This is a genomic window from Bacillus sp. AL-1R (assembly GCF_052180195.1).
GTDB lineage: Bacteria > Bacillota > Bacilli > Bacillales > Bacillaceae_G > Gottfriedia.
On the sequence record NZ_CP197469.1, the window covers coordinates 930,487 to 943,744 of the forward strand.

15 protein-coding genes are annotated in these 13,258 nt (G+C 33.9%); 7 read left to right on the forward strand and 8 right to left on the reverse strand.

The window, feature by feature from the left end:
• Positions 1–105 precede the first annotated feature (105 nt).
• Positions 106–906 carry an aspartate dehydrogenase gene (locus ACSBO6_RS04320; RefSeq protein ID WP_498844216.1) on the reverse strand — a complete coding sequence of 267 codons (801 nt, stop codon included), beginning with the start codon at positions 904–906 and terminating at the stop codon, positions 106–108.
• A gap of 189 nt (positions 907–1,095) precedes the next feature.
• Between ACSBO6_RS04320 and ACSBO6_RS04325 the strand changes: the two genes are divergently transcribed.
• From ACSBO6_RS04325 to ACSBO6_RS04335, 3 genes are all read left to right on the forward strand, one after another.
• Complete coding sequence (locus ACSBO6_RS04325) at positions 1,096–1,440, forward strand: 2Fe-2S iron-sulfur cluster-binding protein (protein ID WP_098844020.1); 345 nt, start codon at positions 1,096–1,098, stop codon at positions 1,438–1,440.
• A 260-nt stretch (positions 1,441–1,700) separates the two neighbouring features.
• A complete protein-coding gene (locus ACSBO6_RS04330) occupies positions 1,701–2,270 on the forward strand; it encodes a chromate transporter (protein WP_098844016.1) in 570 nt (189 codons plus the stop codon).
• On the forward strand, positions 2,270–2,794 hold the full coding sequence (locus ACSBO6_RS04335) for a chromate transporter (protein WP_098844015.1): 525 nt from the start codon (positions 2,270–2,272) through the stop codon (positions 2,792–2,794). The genes ACSBO6_RS04330 and ACSBO6_RS04335 overlap by 1 nt, the downstream gene beginning before the upstream one ends.
• 192 nt (positions 2,795–2,986) lie before the next feature.
• Here the strand turns inward: ACSBO6_RS04335 and ACSBO6_RS04340 are convergent, their stop codons facing one another.
• A complete protein-coding gene (locus ACSBO6_RS04340; RefSeq protein ID WP_098844014.1) occupies positions 2,987–3,229 on the reverse strand; it encodes a YkuS family protein in 243 nt (80 codons plus the stop codon).
• A 103-nt stretch (positions 3,230–3,332) separates the two neighbouring features.
• Here ACSBO6_RS04340 and ACSBO6_RS04345 point away from each other — a divergent pair, with 103 nt between their 5' ends.
• The 4 genes from ACSBO6_RS04345 (at position 3,333) to ACSBO6_RS04360 (ending at position 7,696) form a co-directional block, all read left to right on the forward strand.
• Positions 3,333–3,467 carry a YuzL family protein gene (locus ACSBO6_RS04345; RefSeq protein WP_098844013.1) on the forward strand — a complete coding sequence of 45 codons (135 nt, stop codon included), beginning with the start codon at positions 3,333–3,335 and terminating at the stop codon, positions 3,465–3,467.
• A 227-nt stretch (positions 3,468–3,694) separates the two neighbouring features.
• Positions 3,695–4,621, forward strand: a complete 927-nt coding sequence (locus ACSBO6_RS04350; RefSeq protein ID WP_180232791.1) for a DUF1835 domain-containing protein — start codon at positions 3,695–3,697, stop codon at positions 4,619–4,621.
• A gap of 1,289 nt (positions 4,622–5,910) precedes the next feature.
• Complete coding sequence (locus ACSBO6_RS04355; RefSeq protein ID WP_098848556.1) at positions 5,911–6,882, forward strand: DMT family transporter; 972 nt, start codon at positions 5,911–5,913, stop codon at positions 6,880–6,882.
• A gap of 400 nt (positions 6,883–7,282) precedes the next feature.
• Complete coding sequence (locus tag ACSBO6_RS04360; protein WP_098848554.1) at positions 7,283–7,696, forward strand: hypothetical protein; 414 nt, start codon at positions 7,283–7,285, stop codon at positions 7,694–7,696.
• Positions 7,697–7,800: 104 nt separating this feature from the next.
• On the opposite strand, the gene ACSBO6_RS04365 is transcribed toward ACSBO6_RS04360, so the two are convergent.
• The 6 genes from ACSBO6_RS04365 to ACSBO6_RS04390 form a co-directional block, all read right to left on the reverse strand.
• Complete coding sequence (locus ACSBO6_RS04365; protein WP_098848553.1) at positions 7,801–9,315, reverse strand: flavin monoamine oxidase family protein; 1,515 nt, start codon at positions 9,313–9,315, stop codon at positions 7,801–7,803.
• Between the two features lie 138 nt (positions 9,316–9,453).
• Positions 9,454–9,594, reverse strand: a complete 141-nt coding sequence (locus tag ACSBO6_RS04370) for a lmo0937 family membrane protein (protein WP_216600079.1) — start codon at positions 9,592–9,594, stop codon at positions 9,454–9,456.
• 166 nt (positions 9,595–9,760) lie between these two features.
• Positions 9,761–10,582: an NAD(+) synthase gene (gene nadE, locus ACSBO6_RS04375; RefSeq protein WP_098848552.1), complete on the reverse strand. Its 822-nt coding sequence runs from the start codon at positions 10,580–10,582 to the stop codon at positions 9,761–9,763.
• A complete protein-coding gene (gene nadD, locus ACSBO6_RS04380) occupies positions 10,579–11,208 on the reverse strand; it encodes a nicotinate (nicotinamide) nucleotide adenylyltransferase (RefSeq protein WP_098848551.1) in 630 nt (209 codons plus the stop codon). Before nadD ends, nadE begins: the two co-directional genes overlap by 4 nt.
• On the reverse strand, positions 11,201–12,670 hold the full coding sequence (locus tag ACSBO6_RS04385; RefSeq protein ID WP_498844217.1) for a nicotinate phosphoribosyltransferase: 1,470 nt from the start codon (positions 12,668–12,670) through the stop codon (positions 11,201–11,203). Before ACSBO6_RS04385 ends, nadD begins: the two co-directional genes overlap by 8 nt.
• Positions 12,667–13,218 (reverse strand): cysteine hydrolase family protein, encoded by a 552-nt coding sequence (locus ACSBO6_RS04390; RefSeq protein WP_498844218.1) that lies wholly within the window; start codon positions 13,216–13,218, stop codon positions 12,667–12,669. The genes ACSBO6_RS04385 and ACSBO6_RS04390 overlap by 4 nt, the downstream gene beginning before the upstream one ends.
• Positions 13,219–13,258 lie beyond the last annotated feature (40 nt).

Below are 13,258 nucleotides of genomic sequence, written 5' to 3' on the forward strand. Positions count from 1 at the left end.
TTTCTAAAATAATAAAAGCCCCTATTCATTAGACAATTTTGATGTCTAAAAAATAAGGGTCTTTTTATTTTAGCTTCGTATTTAAAAATAGTAAAAGTGAAAATATTAGACACCAATAACGATAGCTGACGTTCTATTTTTTAATGTATTACAAATACTCATTGCTACAATATACCCAGTCTTTGGATTAGTAGAAGAAGGAATATTTTGCACCTTTACTTCCATTTCACCAAAAAATCCCTTAACGAAAATTTGATGTGAATTTCTGGCTATGTTTGGATCTACATAAACTTGAACTTTTGTTTTATCAAATCCGATTCCGGCAAGGCTCAAAGTTGCTGAAACATTTGTACTTTCTGGAAAAAGCATAGAAGATTCTCTAGCAACACCATTATAAATGCAAATTGGCTCTTTAACAGTGTCTAAATCTACCTTTTCCTCTGCTATCGTTCCTCGCCATGCACTCGGTGGTTTTCTCGTTACAAGTTTTACTTCATCAACCTCTTGTAGCATTGAAGCAGCTACACGATCTAATCCTGCAATCGCAGCAGAAGGGATGATGATCTTGCTGTTAGTAAGCTTTGCAGCATTTTCAAGTTCTACTAATAATGTATCATCTGCTAGTGCACCTACAGAAGAGATGATTAAATCACTACTAGAAGATAGTGTCCTCTTACCATACTTGTACACAGCATCATGTCCTGCAGCCTCAATTATGATATCCAATCCTAATCCGAAAAAAGCCTCTTCGTTGTCGTAAATTAAATCGCTAATATGTGTTTCGTATTGATCCTTTCTCCGTACGAGAACGGCCTTTAATGATACATCGCCAGCCTTGCCCTCGTTGATATATTTGACGATGTCTTTTCCAATCGCTCCATATCCGATTATTCCAATAGTAAGCATTTCATCACCTCGTTTTTTGAATATTTAGTTCTCTTTGGTATACAAAATATTATATCAGACCGGTATATAAAAACAAATAGAGTAATATAAATTAAGAAAAATAGCTTAATTTATGTAATTTATATATTGTCAGAAAATTATAAATATGGTATATTGTATACCAAAGAGGTAAAGAGGAGGATTTAATTTATGCCGAAACTGAATTTTGCTACTAGTGGAAAAGTATTAGAAGTACCGGAAAACTCCAATATTTTACGTATGTCTCTTCGATTTGATGGAGAACTGCCAAATCGATGTGGTGGAGGCGTTTGTGGATCATGCGTTTGTAAAATTGAAAAGGGTACTGTTGATCATATAAAAGTACAGGAGCGTCGAAAACTTGGTGAAGAATGGTTAAGCAAAGGATTCCGATTAGGTTGCCAAGCTTTCATCACTGACGAAGATGTAACGATTTCATGGAACGAAGAAGTAACAGATGAAGTGAAAAAACGAAAATTAGATCATCCAAAAAAGAAAGTGACATCTACACCATAAAATCCAATTTTAAGAGCGGGAGTGAATGATATGTTGTTAGTATGCGACAAACATATGAAAGAAGCCTTAAAGTTAGTAGATATGACTCAAATACAAAAAGCTCTGACTAATGAGACATGCACGCTTTGTAATGAGGAGACCTCGTTATTAATGAATATGGTAAGTCCTAATCCAGTCAAGAAAAAACCATGCGGAAATTGCGTGAAGTGCTCTTGTCTTATTGCAAACTAAAAGAAAGATAAACTAAAGGGATGGATTTTATGAAACAATTAAACATCTTTATCGCCTTTTTTAGGAGCAGCATGCTCGGATACGGAGGTGGACCATCAACCATTCCTTTAGTACATAAAGAAGTGGTTGAACGCTTTAAATGGATGAATGATGAAGAATTCGGAGACGTGCTCGCTATTGGAAATACACTACCAGGACCGATTAATACTAAAATGGCAGGATACATTGGATTCAAAGTAGGCGGTAAAATGGGGATGATCAATGCAATAGTTGCAACAACCATACCAACGATTATTTTAATGGTTATTTTATTGACTACACTAGTGACATTTAAAGATCTAAAATGGGTGCAAGGAATGACTAAAGCAATTGTTCCAGTAGTTGGAGTCATGCTTGGTGTACTAACTTGGCAATTTGTAGAAGCTTCCGTTAAGGGACTGAAATGGCCATTTACAATCGGACATATTTTAGCAGGGATCGTTTTAATGCAATATTTTCATATACATCCAGGAATTATTATTGGAGGGCTATTATTATTTGCGGTCATTAAGCCAACCAAATCAGTAGAAGGTAAAAAATCAAAAGGACTGTCTGCATAATGATATATTTGAACATTTTCTGGGCGTTTTTTGTTGCTAATATTTTAGGGTATGGAGGAGGCCCTGCAACTATTCCTCTTATTCAAAAAGAAGTCATCACAAGGGGTTGGCTTACGAATCAAGAATTTAACGAGGCTCTTGCGATGGGGAACTCTTTACCTGGACCAATTGCTACAAAAATGGCAGGGTATATTGGATTTCATGAAGGTGGTATACTAGGTTCATTTTTGGCTGTATTCGCTACAATTGCACCCTCACTAATTCTCATGCTGACTTTAATGGGAATATTGTATAAATATCGTCATTCGATTCAAGTTAAACGAATGACTCTATACGTAAAGCCAACAATTGCAGTTTTACTTGGCGTTATGGCTTATAACTCATTTCAAGATTCATATTTTCAAATTGGGATTGGACAGTTTTTATTTTTAGGAGTAATCAGTTACATATTAATGGAGAAAGTAAAGCTACATCCTGCTTTTATTGTTATGGGAGCTTTGTTATACGGTGGATTAAATTTATAATTTGAAAAAAGGGTAAGCAAATTTCATTAAAATTTGCATACCCTTTTTTGCACATTAGAAAGGATAAATTTTCTAGCGATGAAGGGACTAGTCGTAGTTGCATAAAAGTGAAGCTTTTGTCCCTGTCTCCACATAAAGTTCGCCAATCGGCGAGTTTTCTTTAGAATGTTTAATACATGTTTTTGTAATTTGTTATTGTAATCTACTTTCAACTTGTTGACAAACCTGCTCAGCTGTTAAGCCGCCTGCCTCAATTACTGATCCTTTTGTAGCAGTATCTTGCATTCCCATTACGTTTGAATCAAGTCCTGTTACTACGCAGCAATCGCAACCATTTGCATCTGATTCTTGTTTTAATTCAACAACATCGTGTCCCGCTGAACGTAATGCTTCTTGGACATTTGTTAAAGATTGTTCTACTCCGATTCTAGCCATAAAAAACACCTCCTCAGAAATATAAGATTTGCAATTTACAGGAAAAATATTCTTTGAATAAAGAAGTTTAAGTTTAGAAAAAGTAAAGATGGAGGTGTTTAATATGGGAAAAACTAAAAAAGATCCATCTAGAATTGGCTTAGGATCACCGAATGTACAAGGTCAAGGGACTACAACATCTGAAACTGGTGTGGAGATGTCCTCTAGTAGAAAAAAACAAAAAAGAGAGATTAAATAAAGACGATTGGTCTTAGGATTTTTTTGAAAGAAAAAAGAACCTATCTCATAAAATAAGGGAATGTCTCGCCACCTATTAATAATAGGTGGTTTTTTATTATTTAAGAGGAATCTGCGATCTGTAGGAAGAATTAAGAAGTTAATTATATAATCTTGTTATCATACATTACATCAATTATGGCGTAATGTATTTTCTTTTTAGTTAACCCAATGGAGAAAGTAGATGAAATGATGAATCATATTGTAAATGGTGATGTGGTTGGAGAAAAAATAAAGTCTTTAAATGATAATATCATCGTATGGAGAGAAATGTATGATTTTGGGCCACATAGCCAAGATTGGACTTTAGAAGAAACATATAAAAGAAGAGCAGAATTTTTTGAACAAAAACTACAAATTCCATCGAGTTTTTTTATTGAAAACTGCAAAAGCCAATATCAATTATTAAATGAACTATCCCGTTCTGAGGAAGTTGTTCTATGGTTCGAACATGATCGATATGATCAGGTGACGATACTCTACTTATTATCAGAATTATCAGCACTTGGATTTCAAAAAATCTCGATGGTTAGTATATATGAATATGAAGGAATTGAACCATTTCACGGATTAGGTCAATTATCATCTGAACAATTAATTGAATTACTGCCAACTAAACAGGAAATTACAAACGAACAAATAGAAGAAGCATGTGCAGGGTGGAAAGCCTATTGTTCAAATAATCTAGATGAGCTCAATGAATTTATTCAAAAATGTCATGTACTTCCGTTTTTAAAACAATCTTTATTAAGCCATATGACATATTTCCCTTCTCAACAGAATGGATTAAATGAAGTAGAATTTTTAGCATTATCAATGATTAATGAAGGTATTATCACTTTTGCAGAACTATTTAATAAAATTGTAAGACAAAGAACAAATGATGGAATAAGCGATTTATATTTCGCAGCAATTTTAAATGAATTAATGAAAGGTGATAACCCTTTAATAAGTAGCGACAGTAAATTACCAAGCTACCAACAATATAACCAAAGAGCAAAACTTGAATTAACAAAATGGGGATTAGACGTACTAAAAGGGAAAGCAAATCGTATGAATTTAATTGGGATCGATTGGTGGATTGGAGGGGTTCATTTAGTTAAAAATGCACGGTAATGAGGAAGATAATGGGCCAAAATTGGAGATCTACTTCCTCATAGAAGGTTCATGAGGAAGTAAAAAGGTCAGAAGCGGAGATAAACTTCCTCATAAAGTGGCCATGAGGAAGTAAAAAGGCTAGAATTGGAGATTTACTTCCTCATAGAAGGTTCATGAGGAAGTAAAAAGGCCAGAAGTGGAGATAAACTTCCTCATAGAGTGTCCATGAGGAAGTAAAATGGTCAGAAATGGAGATCTACTTCCTCATAAAGTGTCCATGAGGAAGAAAAAAGGCCAGAAGCGGAGATCTACTTCCTCATAAAAGGTTCATGAGGAAGTAAAAAGGCTAGAATTGGAGATCTACTTCCTCATAGAAGGTTCATGAGGAAGTAAAAAGGCTAGAATTGGAGATCTACTTCCTCATAGAAGGTTCATGAGGAAGTAGAAAGGTCAGAAGCGGAGATAAACTTCCTCATAGAAGGTTCATGAGGAAGTAAAATGGTCAGAAATGGAGATCTACTTCCTCATAAAGTGTCCATGAGGAAGTAAAAAGGCTAGAATTGGAAATCTACTTCCTCATAGAAGGTTCATGAGGAAGTAAAAAGGCTAGAATTGGAGATAAACTTCCTCATAGAAGGTTCATGAGGAAGTAAAAAGGCTAGAATTGGAGATCTACTTCCTCATAGAAGGTTCATGAGGAAGTAAAAAGGCCAGAAGTGGAGATAAACTTCCTCATAGAGTGTCCATGAGGAAGTAAAAAGGCCAGAAGTGGAGATAAACTTCCTCATAGAAGGTTCATGAGGAAGTAAAAAGGCTAGAAGTGGAGATAAACTTCCTCATAGAAGGTTCATGAGGAAGTAAAAAGGCCAGATGCGGAGATAAACTTCCTCATAGAAGGTTCATGAGGAAGTAAAAAGGCCAGAAGCGGAGATAAACTTCCCTATAGAAGGTTCATGAGGAAGTAAAAAGGTCAGGAATGGAGATCTACTTCCTCATAAAGTGTTCATGAGGAAGTAAAAAGGCCAGAAGTGGAGATAAACTTCCTCATAGAAGGTTCATGAGGAAGTAAAAAGGCTAGAATTGGAGATCTACTTCCTCATAGAAGGTTCATGAGGAAGTAGAAAGGTCAGAAGCGGAGATAAAGTTCCTCATAAAGTGGTCATGAGGAAGTAAAAAGGCCAGAAGCGGAGATAAACTTCCTCATAAAGTGTTCATGAGGAAGTAAAAAGGCCAGAAGTGGAGATTTACTTCCTCATAAAGTGTCCATGGGGAAATTAAAAGACAAGAAGAATTATAGAGGTGGTAATATGCGCCCGATACTATTAGGAATATTAGCGGCATTGTTCTTTTCAATTACATTTATTTTAAACCGCTCGATGGAATTATCTGGTGGGAGTTGGATTTGGAGTGCATCCTTAAGATACTTTTTTATGGTACCTTTTTTATTAATCATCGTAATTACTAGAAGAAATTTGTATGATTTATTGATAGAAATGAAAGGGAAATTAAAAAGTTGGGTTATATGGTCAACCGTTGGATTCGGTTTGTTTTATGCACCAATCTGTCTAGCAGCGGTTTATTCTCCTGGATGGCTTATAGCTAGTTCATGGCAGATAACAATTTTATCTGGGTCACTTTTAGCACCATTTTTCTTTATTTCAATTCAAACATCAAATGGAACTCGGAAGGTACGTGGAAAAATTCCTTTTAAAGGATTAGGAATGTCTTTACTAATCATATTTGGTATTTTGTTAATGCAAGTTGAGTTAGCAACAAAAATAGCTATTTCAACGGTTTTAACAGGTATTTTGCCAGTTATTATTGCCTCATTTGCATACCCACTAGGTAATCGGAAAATGATGGAATTATGTGATGGAAAGCTAGATGTATATCAACGCGTTTTAGGAATGACTTTAGCAAGTTTACCATTTTGGATCATCCTATCAATCTATGGCTTATATACAATAGGACTACCAAGTCAAAGTCAAGTATCACAATCCTTAATTGTAGCGATCTCATCAGGAGTAATTGCTACTGTATTATTTTTTCGAGCTACCGACTTAGTAAGGGGAAATATGCAAAAATTAGGAGCAGTAGAGGCAACTCAATCAATGGAAGTACTGTTTGCAGTAATTGGTGAGATGATCTTTTTATCATCGGCATCTCCTTCAATTATTTCTTGGATCGGAATGATTATTATCATGATTGGTATGATCTTACACAGCTACCTATCACAGAGAGGAAAGTCCGTACAAGAAAAGGAAACTGTTAATTTATGAATAGTAAATCAGTGGAATTTCAGTTTGAATACTGAGATTGTAGGAAGAGGTAATTTAATATGTATAAAGAATTCAATGAATCTCTTGTATTAGATAATAAAAAGAATTCGATCTTAACACCAAAAGATTTTAGTATTAAAGAATGCCAAGTATTTTTAGCCCGATCTAATAATGAGGTACTCCATCAAGTTAATGGGGAAAATTTTTTAAAACTTATTTATGGAGATCATTATTATCTTAAATAAGGAATAGTAAGCAAATAAAAATTTTAAAAGGAAGCCAATTCTACAAAGGAATTTCAGTTTAATAATAGAATAGTATTAGTGCCTAAAAAATTACTTTTACATTCTTGTTTAATCATGACAAAATATAAATAAGAAAAATTGAAGAGGACGGGACTATGATTAAATTTTTTAAACGATTATTTAGGAAAGAAAAAACAAATCAAGTTACATTGCCATTAAAAGAAACTCGTTCCCTTTCAAAAGTGGAAATCGAATATATTATTAGTGAGTTTACTGATAAACAGAATAAATTAATAGAAGATATGAAAAAAAAATCAGTTAATACTGACGATATTGAGTTTTATGAACTAATCACAAATAGGATCACGAATAATTTAAAGTACAGAATACCATTTTTAGAAATTGAGTTAATTTATTTAAATAATGTATTAAGGGGAAAGAAAATAAAATCAATAAAATATAAATTGTTTCATCAAGTCAAGGATACTGAAACGACAGAAATAACAGATATGGTTATCAATCAAGGATACTCATTCGTTCCATCAGTAGGTTATTTAAAAATTGGATGATATCATAATAAAGTCCCACAAGATTATGTACCTTGTGGGTTTTTTTTGTTTTACTAGAAATAAAATCATCTTTACAAAAAGTTCAGGTTAGAAATCTGAACCTGTCACGATTCCATTTGATCATTTGTAACATCATTCACAGTCGCGGTTGATTTGGGTAGATCGTTAACTTCATAAGCAACTCTTATTCCAGATTCGATTGCTCCTTGAATCCAACCTGGTGCTGTAGAAGTGTGATCACCCGCAAAATGGATTAGTCCCTCGGGAGTTGAAATATATGGAGCAATTTCAGTTTGCTGGTCAGGTTTGAAAATAGCAAAAGCTCCACCTGAAAAAGGATTTTCTGACCAACTAAAAGTATTACCAGTCATAAATTCATTATATATTTCTTTACCGTATATCTTTGATAAATCTTCCAGCGCATTCTCTATTTGTTCTTTTTCAGATAAGCTATCCCAAATTGATGCGTTATCTTCCCATGTATAGCTTGCTAATATGACACCTGGGCCATCTGAACCAACGGATTGACTCGGGAAATAGGAATAACGAACAGGGAGATCAGAAATCATTTTTCCTCCAATAAAACCCTCTTTCTCCCAAAATCTAGTTTTAAATTGTAAACCAATTTTAGTCGAAGGAACATAATGTAATTGTCGAATTGCTTTATATTTGTTATAAGTAAACAAATCACGTGGAATGATTTCAACGAAGTTTAGTAATGAAAAAGGTATAGTAATGATGGCTAAGTCTCCAGTTACAGAATATGCCTGTGAGGTTTGTGTATCCACTGTATGAATCGTGACAGAAGAGTCGTGTTGTTCAATTTTTTTCATTTTTTGATGATAATAAATATTTTCTTTTAGCTCTGGTAGGAATGAATAGGGTAAGTGATCATTTCCACCTTTAATTTCATAAAACTTTAGTCCAGGCGTAAATAGGATCATTACTTCTCGAAGTAAGGCAGTGAATGAAAGTTCAGGGAAGCCTTCCATCCCAAGCATAACCTTAATCATATCAATGGCTCCAACTGATAATGTTCTGCCATATGGATTATATTTCAAATAGTACTCCATCGAAAAACGATCAAGTAATTTAATAACGATTTCCCAATTCTTCTTTGGATTCTTTTTTATGAAATCAGTTACTGGTTGCATGGCGTATTGAGCCAAATATTCAGCAGTTTTACCTTTTTCAGATGGTGATGTTGGGAAGTTGAGAATGTCTGGATTTTCTTCATAAAGCTTTTGAATAGTTCTTACATTGTTTACGAAAATAATATCATTTGGGGTGCTATTAATGAATTCTTCTAAAGGAAGGTTAAATTTTTTAATATACTCTAAAACAAGCAAGTGAATAGAAGGGATTCTCATAGCACCATTTTCCATATACTGTCCTGCAAAAAAATTACGATTAGTAAAAATACGACCACCAATCCGATCATTTCCTTCGAGAATAGTTACCTCATGTCCTGCTCCTTTTAAAAGTGAAGCAGCTACTAAACCTGATATCCCAGCACCAACAATAATAATATTTTTAGGTTCAAATGTTTTTGGTAGTCCTGTACGAATTGTTTGAAGCATTTGTTCCATTGATATAGGGGGCTCCATACTAACAGTCATAATTTCGCTCCTCTATTGTTTATGACATTCATAGAAGTTTATTCAAAAATAGAGGAATATAGAAGAGTAATATGGCATAAAAAAAGAGCTTAAAAAACAAGCTCTCAGTTTTTAGAAAAAGTATTCTCTATAAATTTGCTACTTTTTACGTCTAAATAGGTTCACGATAAATACAATAATTGCAATAATTAAAAGAATATGAATTAGTCCGCCCGCGATATGGAAAGTAAAAAAACCTAGTACCCATAAGATTAAAAGAATAAAAAATAAAATCCACATAATATGAACATTCCTTTCTTAATGACTGTACTATTACCTTGTCCAATTTTTACTTTCATATCCATTTATTGTGTTCAAAAATCAAAAAGCTACCAAAATTGGTAGCTTTTTAGTGTCCTGAAAATATTAACCGATTTCAGACTGAGTGGTTGGCGGGCGATCTGTATTAAAATTTATCAAAGACAGTGTATGGCATTTGTCTCTTATGTCTTGATTTATTAAACCATGATTCGATTTTTGCTTGAGCGTCACGATTAATTTCTTTACCTTCTAAATAATCATCGATTTCATCATATGTAACACCTAGAGCAACTTCATCTGCTAATTGTGGGCGATCTTCTTCAAGGTCAGCTGTTGGAACTTTTTCATATAGCTTAGGTGGGCAATTTAGTTCTTTAAGCAGCATCTTTCCTTGACGTTTATTTAGACGGAAAATTGGACAAAGATCTGACCCACCATCGCCATATTTAGTGTAGAAGCCAGTAACAGCCTCAGCGGAATGGTCAGTGCCTAATACAACACACCCATTCATAGCAGCAATGCTATATTGAGCTTTCATTCTTTCACGTGCCTTTTCATTACCTTTTGCAAAGTCAGTCAGGTCAACGCCAATAGCTTTTAATGTATTAACACTTGCATCTACAGCCGCTTTAATATTCACTGTGTAAGTCTTAGTTGGTTGGATAAACTTTAACGCTTCCTGGCAGTCATCTTCGTCCATTTGAACGCCATATGGTAATCGAATTGCGATAAATACATATTCTTTTTCTGATTGCTCATTATTTAATTCATCTATAGCTATTTGTGCAAGTTTACCCGTTAAAGTTGAATCTTGACCACCTGAAATACCTAATACAAATCCATTTAAAAAAGGATGTTTTTTAAGATAGTTTTTTAGGAAATCAACACTTATTCTTATTTCCTCTTTAGGATCGATAACTGGCTTTACTTTCATTTCTTCGATGATTTCTTTTTGTAAACTGTTCAATCTTCATTCTCCTTTTGATACAGATTATATTTTTTTATATAAGCGTAGCAATCTTCTGGCAATAAATATCTAGGCTCGCCTCCTTTAGCAAATTCTTCTCGGATATATGTTGAACTTATCTCCATCGCTAATCCTTTATCAATCAGATGAAATCTTGAACCGTTATCATTATTTCTTAATAAGGGAGAACGAGAGATCGTCTTTAACATATCAATTCCATCACGGGCCATTACAATGAATTTATTTTCGGAAACTAATTGATCACCGTATTTCCATTTTCCTTCTGCAATGTCTTCTAGGAGATCAGCACCCATTATGAAATACACTTCATCTTCACTATATTTAGCTTTAAAATGGTTCATTGTATAGTAGGTGAATACTTCCCAAGCCTCTTTATTCATTTCATAATCGTCTGCAATAAACTTTGAGTTGTTTTGAATTGCCAATTTTAACATATTCCAACGATGTTCATCAGTATTATGTAATTGTTTATCTCTTCTTTTTGAAGAGCAAGGTAAAAAGATAACTTTGTCTAATTGACAACGATGAGCAATCGTACTTGCAGTCCATAAATGAACGTTTGTAATCGGATCAAATGAACTGCCATAAATCCCTATTTTAGCCATTTTTCATTTCCTCTGTTTTCTTTATAGCTTCTGCTATTTTTTCCATTTTGTTATCCCAACATTTTTGACTTAAGTCTACAGGATATTCTTCAGGGTTTAATGCTCGCTTGTATTCTTCCCAAAGTACACTTAAGTTGTTTTCAGCAAAATCTTGAATATCTTTAATCGCAGGCAATTTGTAGACTAATTCACCTTTTGTAAAGATTTGGTGATGAAGTTCTCTAGCTTCAAAATTAGTTACAAACTTACTGATGTATGGATGTACCGGGTGGAATAACTTTATTTTTTCCTCAGACCCTGGATCTTCATCTTCAAGGGCAATATAATCAGCCTCAGCGTGATGGTTAACTGTATTAATTATTCGATACAATTTCTTTAATCCAGGAGTTGTTACTTTTTCAGGATTTTGAGAAATTTTTATTGTATCAATCATTTTCCCAGTTTCATCTTCAATACTGACTAATTTATAAACTGCTCCCAGAGCCGGTTGATCATATGCTGTAATAAGCTTTGTTCCGATTCCCCAAGAATCAATTTTTGCTCCTTGTGCTTTTAAATTTAAAATTGTATATTCATCTAAATCATTCGAAGCAACAATTTTTGTATTTACGAAACCAGCTTCATCGAGCATTTTTCTTGCTTCTTTCGATAAATAGGCTAGATCACCACTATCAAGTCGGATTGCTGCAAAGTTAATTTTATCACCTAGTTCTTTGGCAACTTTGATTGCATTAGGTACTCCGCTTTTTAATGTATCGTATGTATCAACAAGGAATGTACAGTTGTAATGACGATCTGCATATTTTTTGAAAGCGATGTATTCATCTCGATATGCTTGCACAAGCGCATGAGCATGTGTACCTGAAACAGGAATGTTAAATAATTTACCAGCACGAACATTACTTGTCGCATGGAATCCACCAATATAAGCAGCCCTTGCTCCCCAAATAGCAGCATCAAATTCTTGAGCACGTCTTGTTCCAAATTCCATTAACGTATCATTACCAACGATATGTTTAATTCTCGATGCTTTCGTAGCGATTAATGTTTGATAATTGACAATGTTTAATAAAGCAGTTTCAATTAATTGTGCCTCTAATAGCGGAGCCTCAACTCTTAAAATTGGCTCATTGCCAAATACTAATTCGCCTTCTTGAATTGCTCGAACTGATCCTGTGAATTTTACATTAGACAGGAATTGAATAAACTCATCTTTATAACCTAGTTCCTCTTTTAAATAGTCAAGATCTGAACTACTAAATTTAAAATTTTGCAAATAACTGATTATTTTTTCTAACCCCGCAAAGATTGCATATCCATTTCCAAATGGGAGTTTACGAAAATAAAGTTCAAAAATAGCGTTTTTATTGTGAATATTGTCTCCCCAGTAAGTTTCAGCCATATTAATTTGATAAAGATCTGTATGAAGTGCAAGGCTATCATCTTGAAAGTTATAATTCATCTTATTTCCGCCCCTAAAGTATTTTTAAAATGACTTAATGCCCATTCATGCCCAGCTGCATTAAAACTTGCTACAGCCTTTTGATGAACGACTATTTTATAACCTTTATTATAAGCATCGACTGCGGTATGTAATACACAAATATCAGTGCAAACTCCTATTAAATGAAGTTCGTTAATGCCTCTTTCATTTAGTTTAATCTCAAGGTCTGTTCCAGCAAAAGCAGAGTATCGAGATTTATCAAGCCAAGAAACCGCTGAATTGCTTTTTGTCAAATTGTATAAATCCATTAATCCACCATATAAATCTCTTCCTTTAGTATGTCTAATATTATGAGGTGGAAATAATTTTGTTTCGGGATGGAACGGATCATTCTCATCATGGACGTCTACAGCAAATACAACATAATCTTGATTTTCAATAAAATGTTTAGTTATTTGAAGAATACTTTGTTCAATATCTTGTGCAGGTTTACCACAAGTTAATGAACCAGCATCTGCTACAAAGTCATTCGTATAATCAATAATAATGAGTGCTTTTTTATCCATTTATGAATCACCCCAACTGTAAGAATGTTAATTTCTTCAC

Excerpts from the sequence above, each read along its gene's own strand:
- ACSBO6_RS04320 (WP_498844216.1), bottom strand. The coding sequence starts at position 906 with ATGCTTACTATTGGAATAATCGGATATGGAGCGATTGGAAAAGACATC.
- ACSBO6_RS04325 (WP_098844020.1), top strand. The coding sequence starts at position 1,096 with ATGCCGAAACTGAATTTTGCTACTAGTGGAAAAGTATTAGAAGTACCG.
- ACSBO6_RS04330 (WP_098844016.1), top strand. The coding sequence starts at position 1,701 with ATGAAACAATTAAACATCTTTATCGCCTTTTTTAGGAGCAGCATGCTC.
- ACSBO6_RS04335 (WP_098844015.1), top strand. The coding sequence starts at position 2,270 with ATGATATATTTGAACATTTTCTGGGCGTTTTTTGTTGCTAATATTTTA.
- ACSBO6_RS04340 (WP_098844014.1), bottom strand. The coding sequence starts at position 3,229 with ATGGCTAGAATCGGAGTAGAACAATCTTTAACAAATGTCCAAGAAGCA.
- ACSBO6_RS04345 (WP_098844013.1), top strand. The coding sequence starts at position 3,333 with ATGGGAAAAACTAAAAAAGATCCATCTAGAATTGGCTTAGGATCACCG.
- ACSBO6_RS04350 (WP_180232791.1), top strand. The coding sequence starts at position 3,695 with ATGATGAATCATATTGTAAATGGTGATGTGGTTGGAGAAAAAATAAAG.
- ACSBO6_RS04355 (WP_098848556.1), top strand. The coding sequence starts at position 5,911 with ATGCGCCCGATACTATTAGGAATATTAGCGGCATTGTTCTTTTCAATT.
- ACSBO6_RS04360 (WP_098848554.1), top strand. The coding sequence starts at position 7,283 with ATGATTAAATTTTTTAAACGATTATTTAGGAAAGAAAAAACAAATCAA.
- ACSBO6_RS04365 (WP_098848553.1), bottom strand. The coding sequence starts at position 9,315 with ATGACTGTTAGTATGGAGCCCCCTATATCAATGGAACAAATGCTTCAA.
- ACSBO6_RS04370 (WP_216600079.1), bottom strand. The coding sequence starts at position 9,594 with ATGTGGATTTTATTTTTTATTCTTTTAATCTTATGGGTACTAGGTTTT.
- nadD (WP_098848551.1), bottom strand. The coding sequence starts at position 11,208 with ATGGCTAAAATAGGGATTTATGGCAGTTCATTTGATCCGATTACAAAC.
- ACSBO6_RS04385 (WP_498844217.1), bottom strand. The coding sequence starts at position 12,670 with ATGAATTATAACTTTCAAGATGATAGCCTTGCACTTCATACAGATCTT.
- ACSBO6_RS04390 (WP_498844218.1), bottom strand. The coding sequence starts at position 13,218 with ATGGATAAAAAAGCACTCATTATTATTGATTATACGAATGACTTTGTA.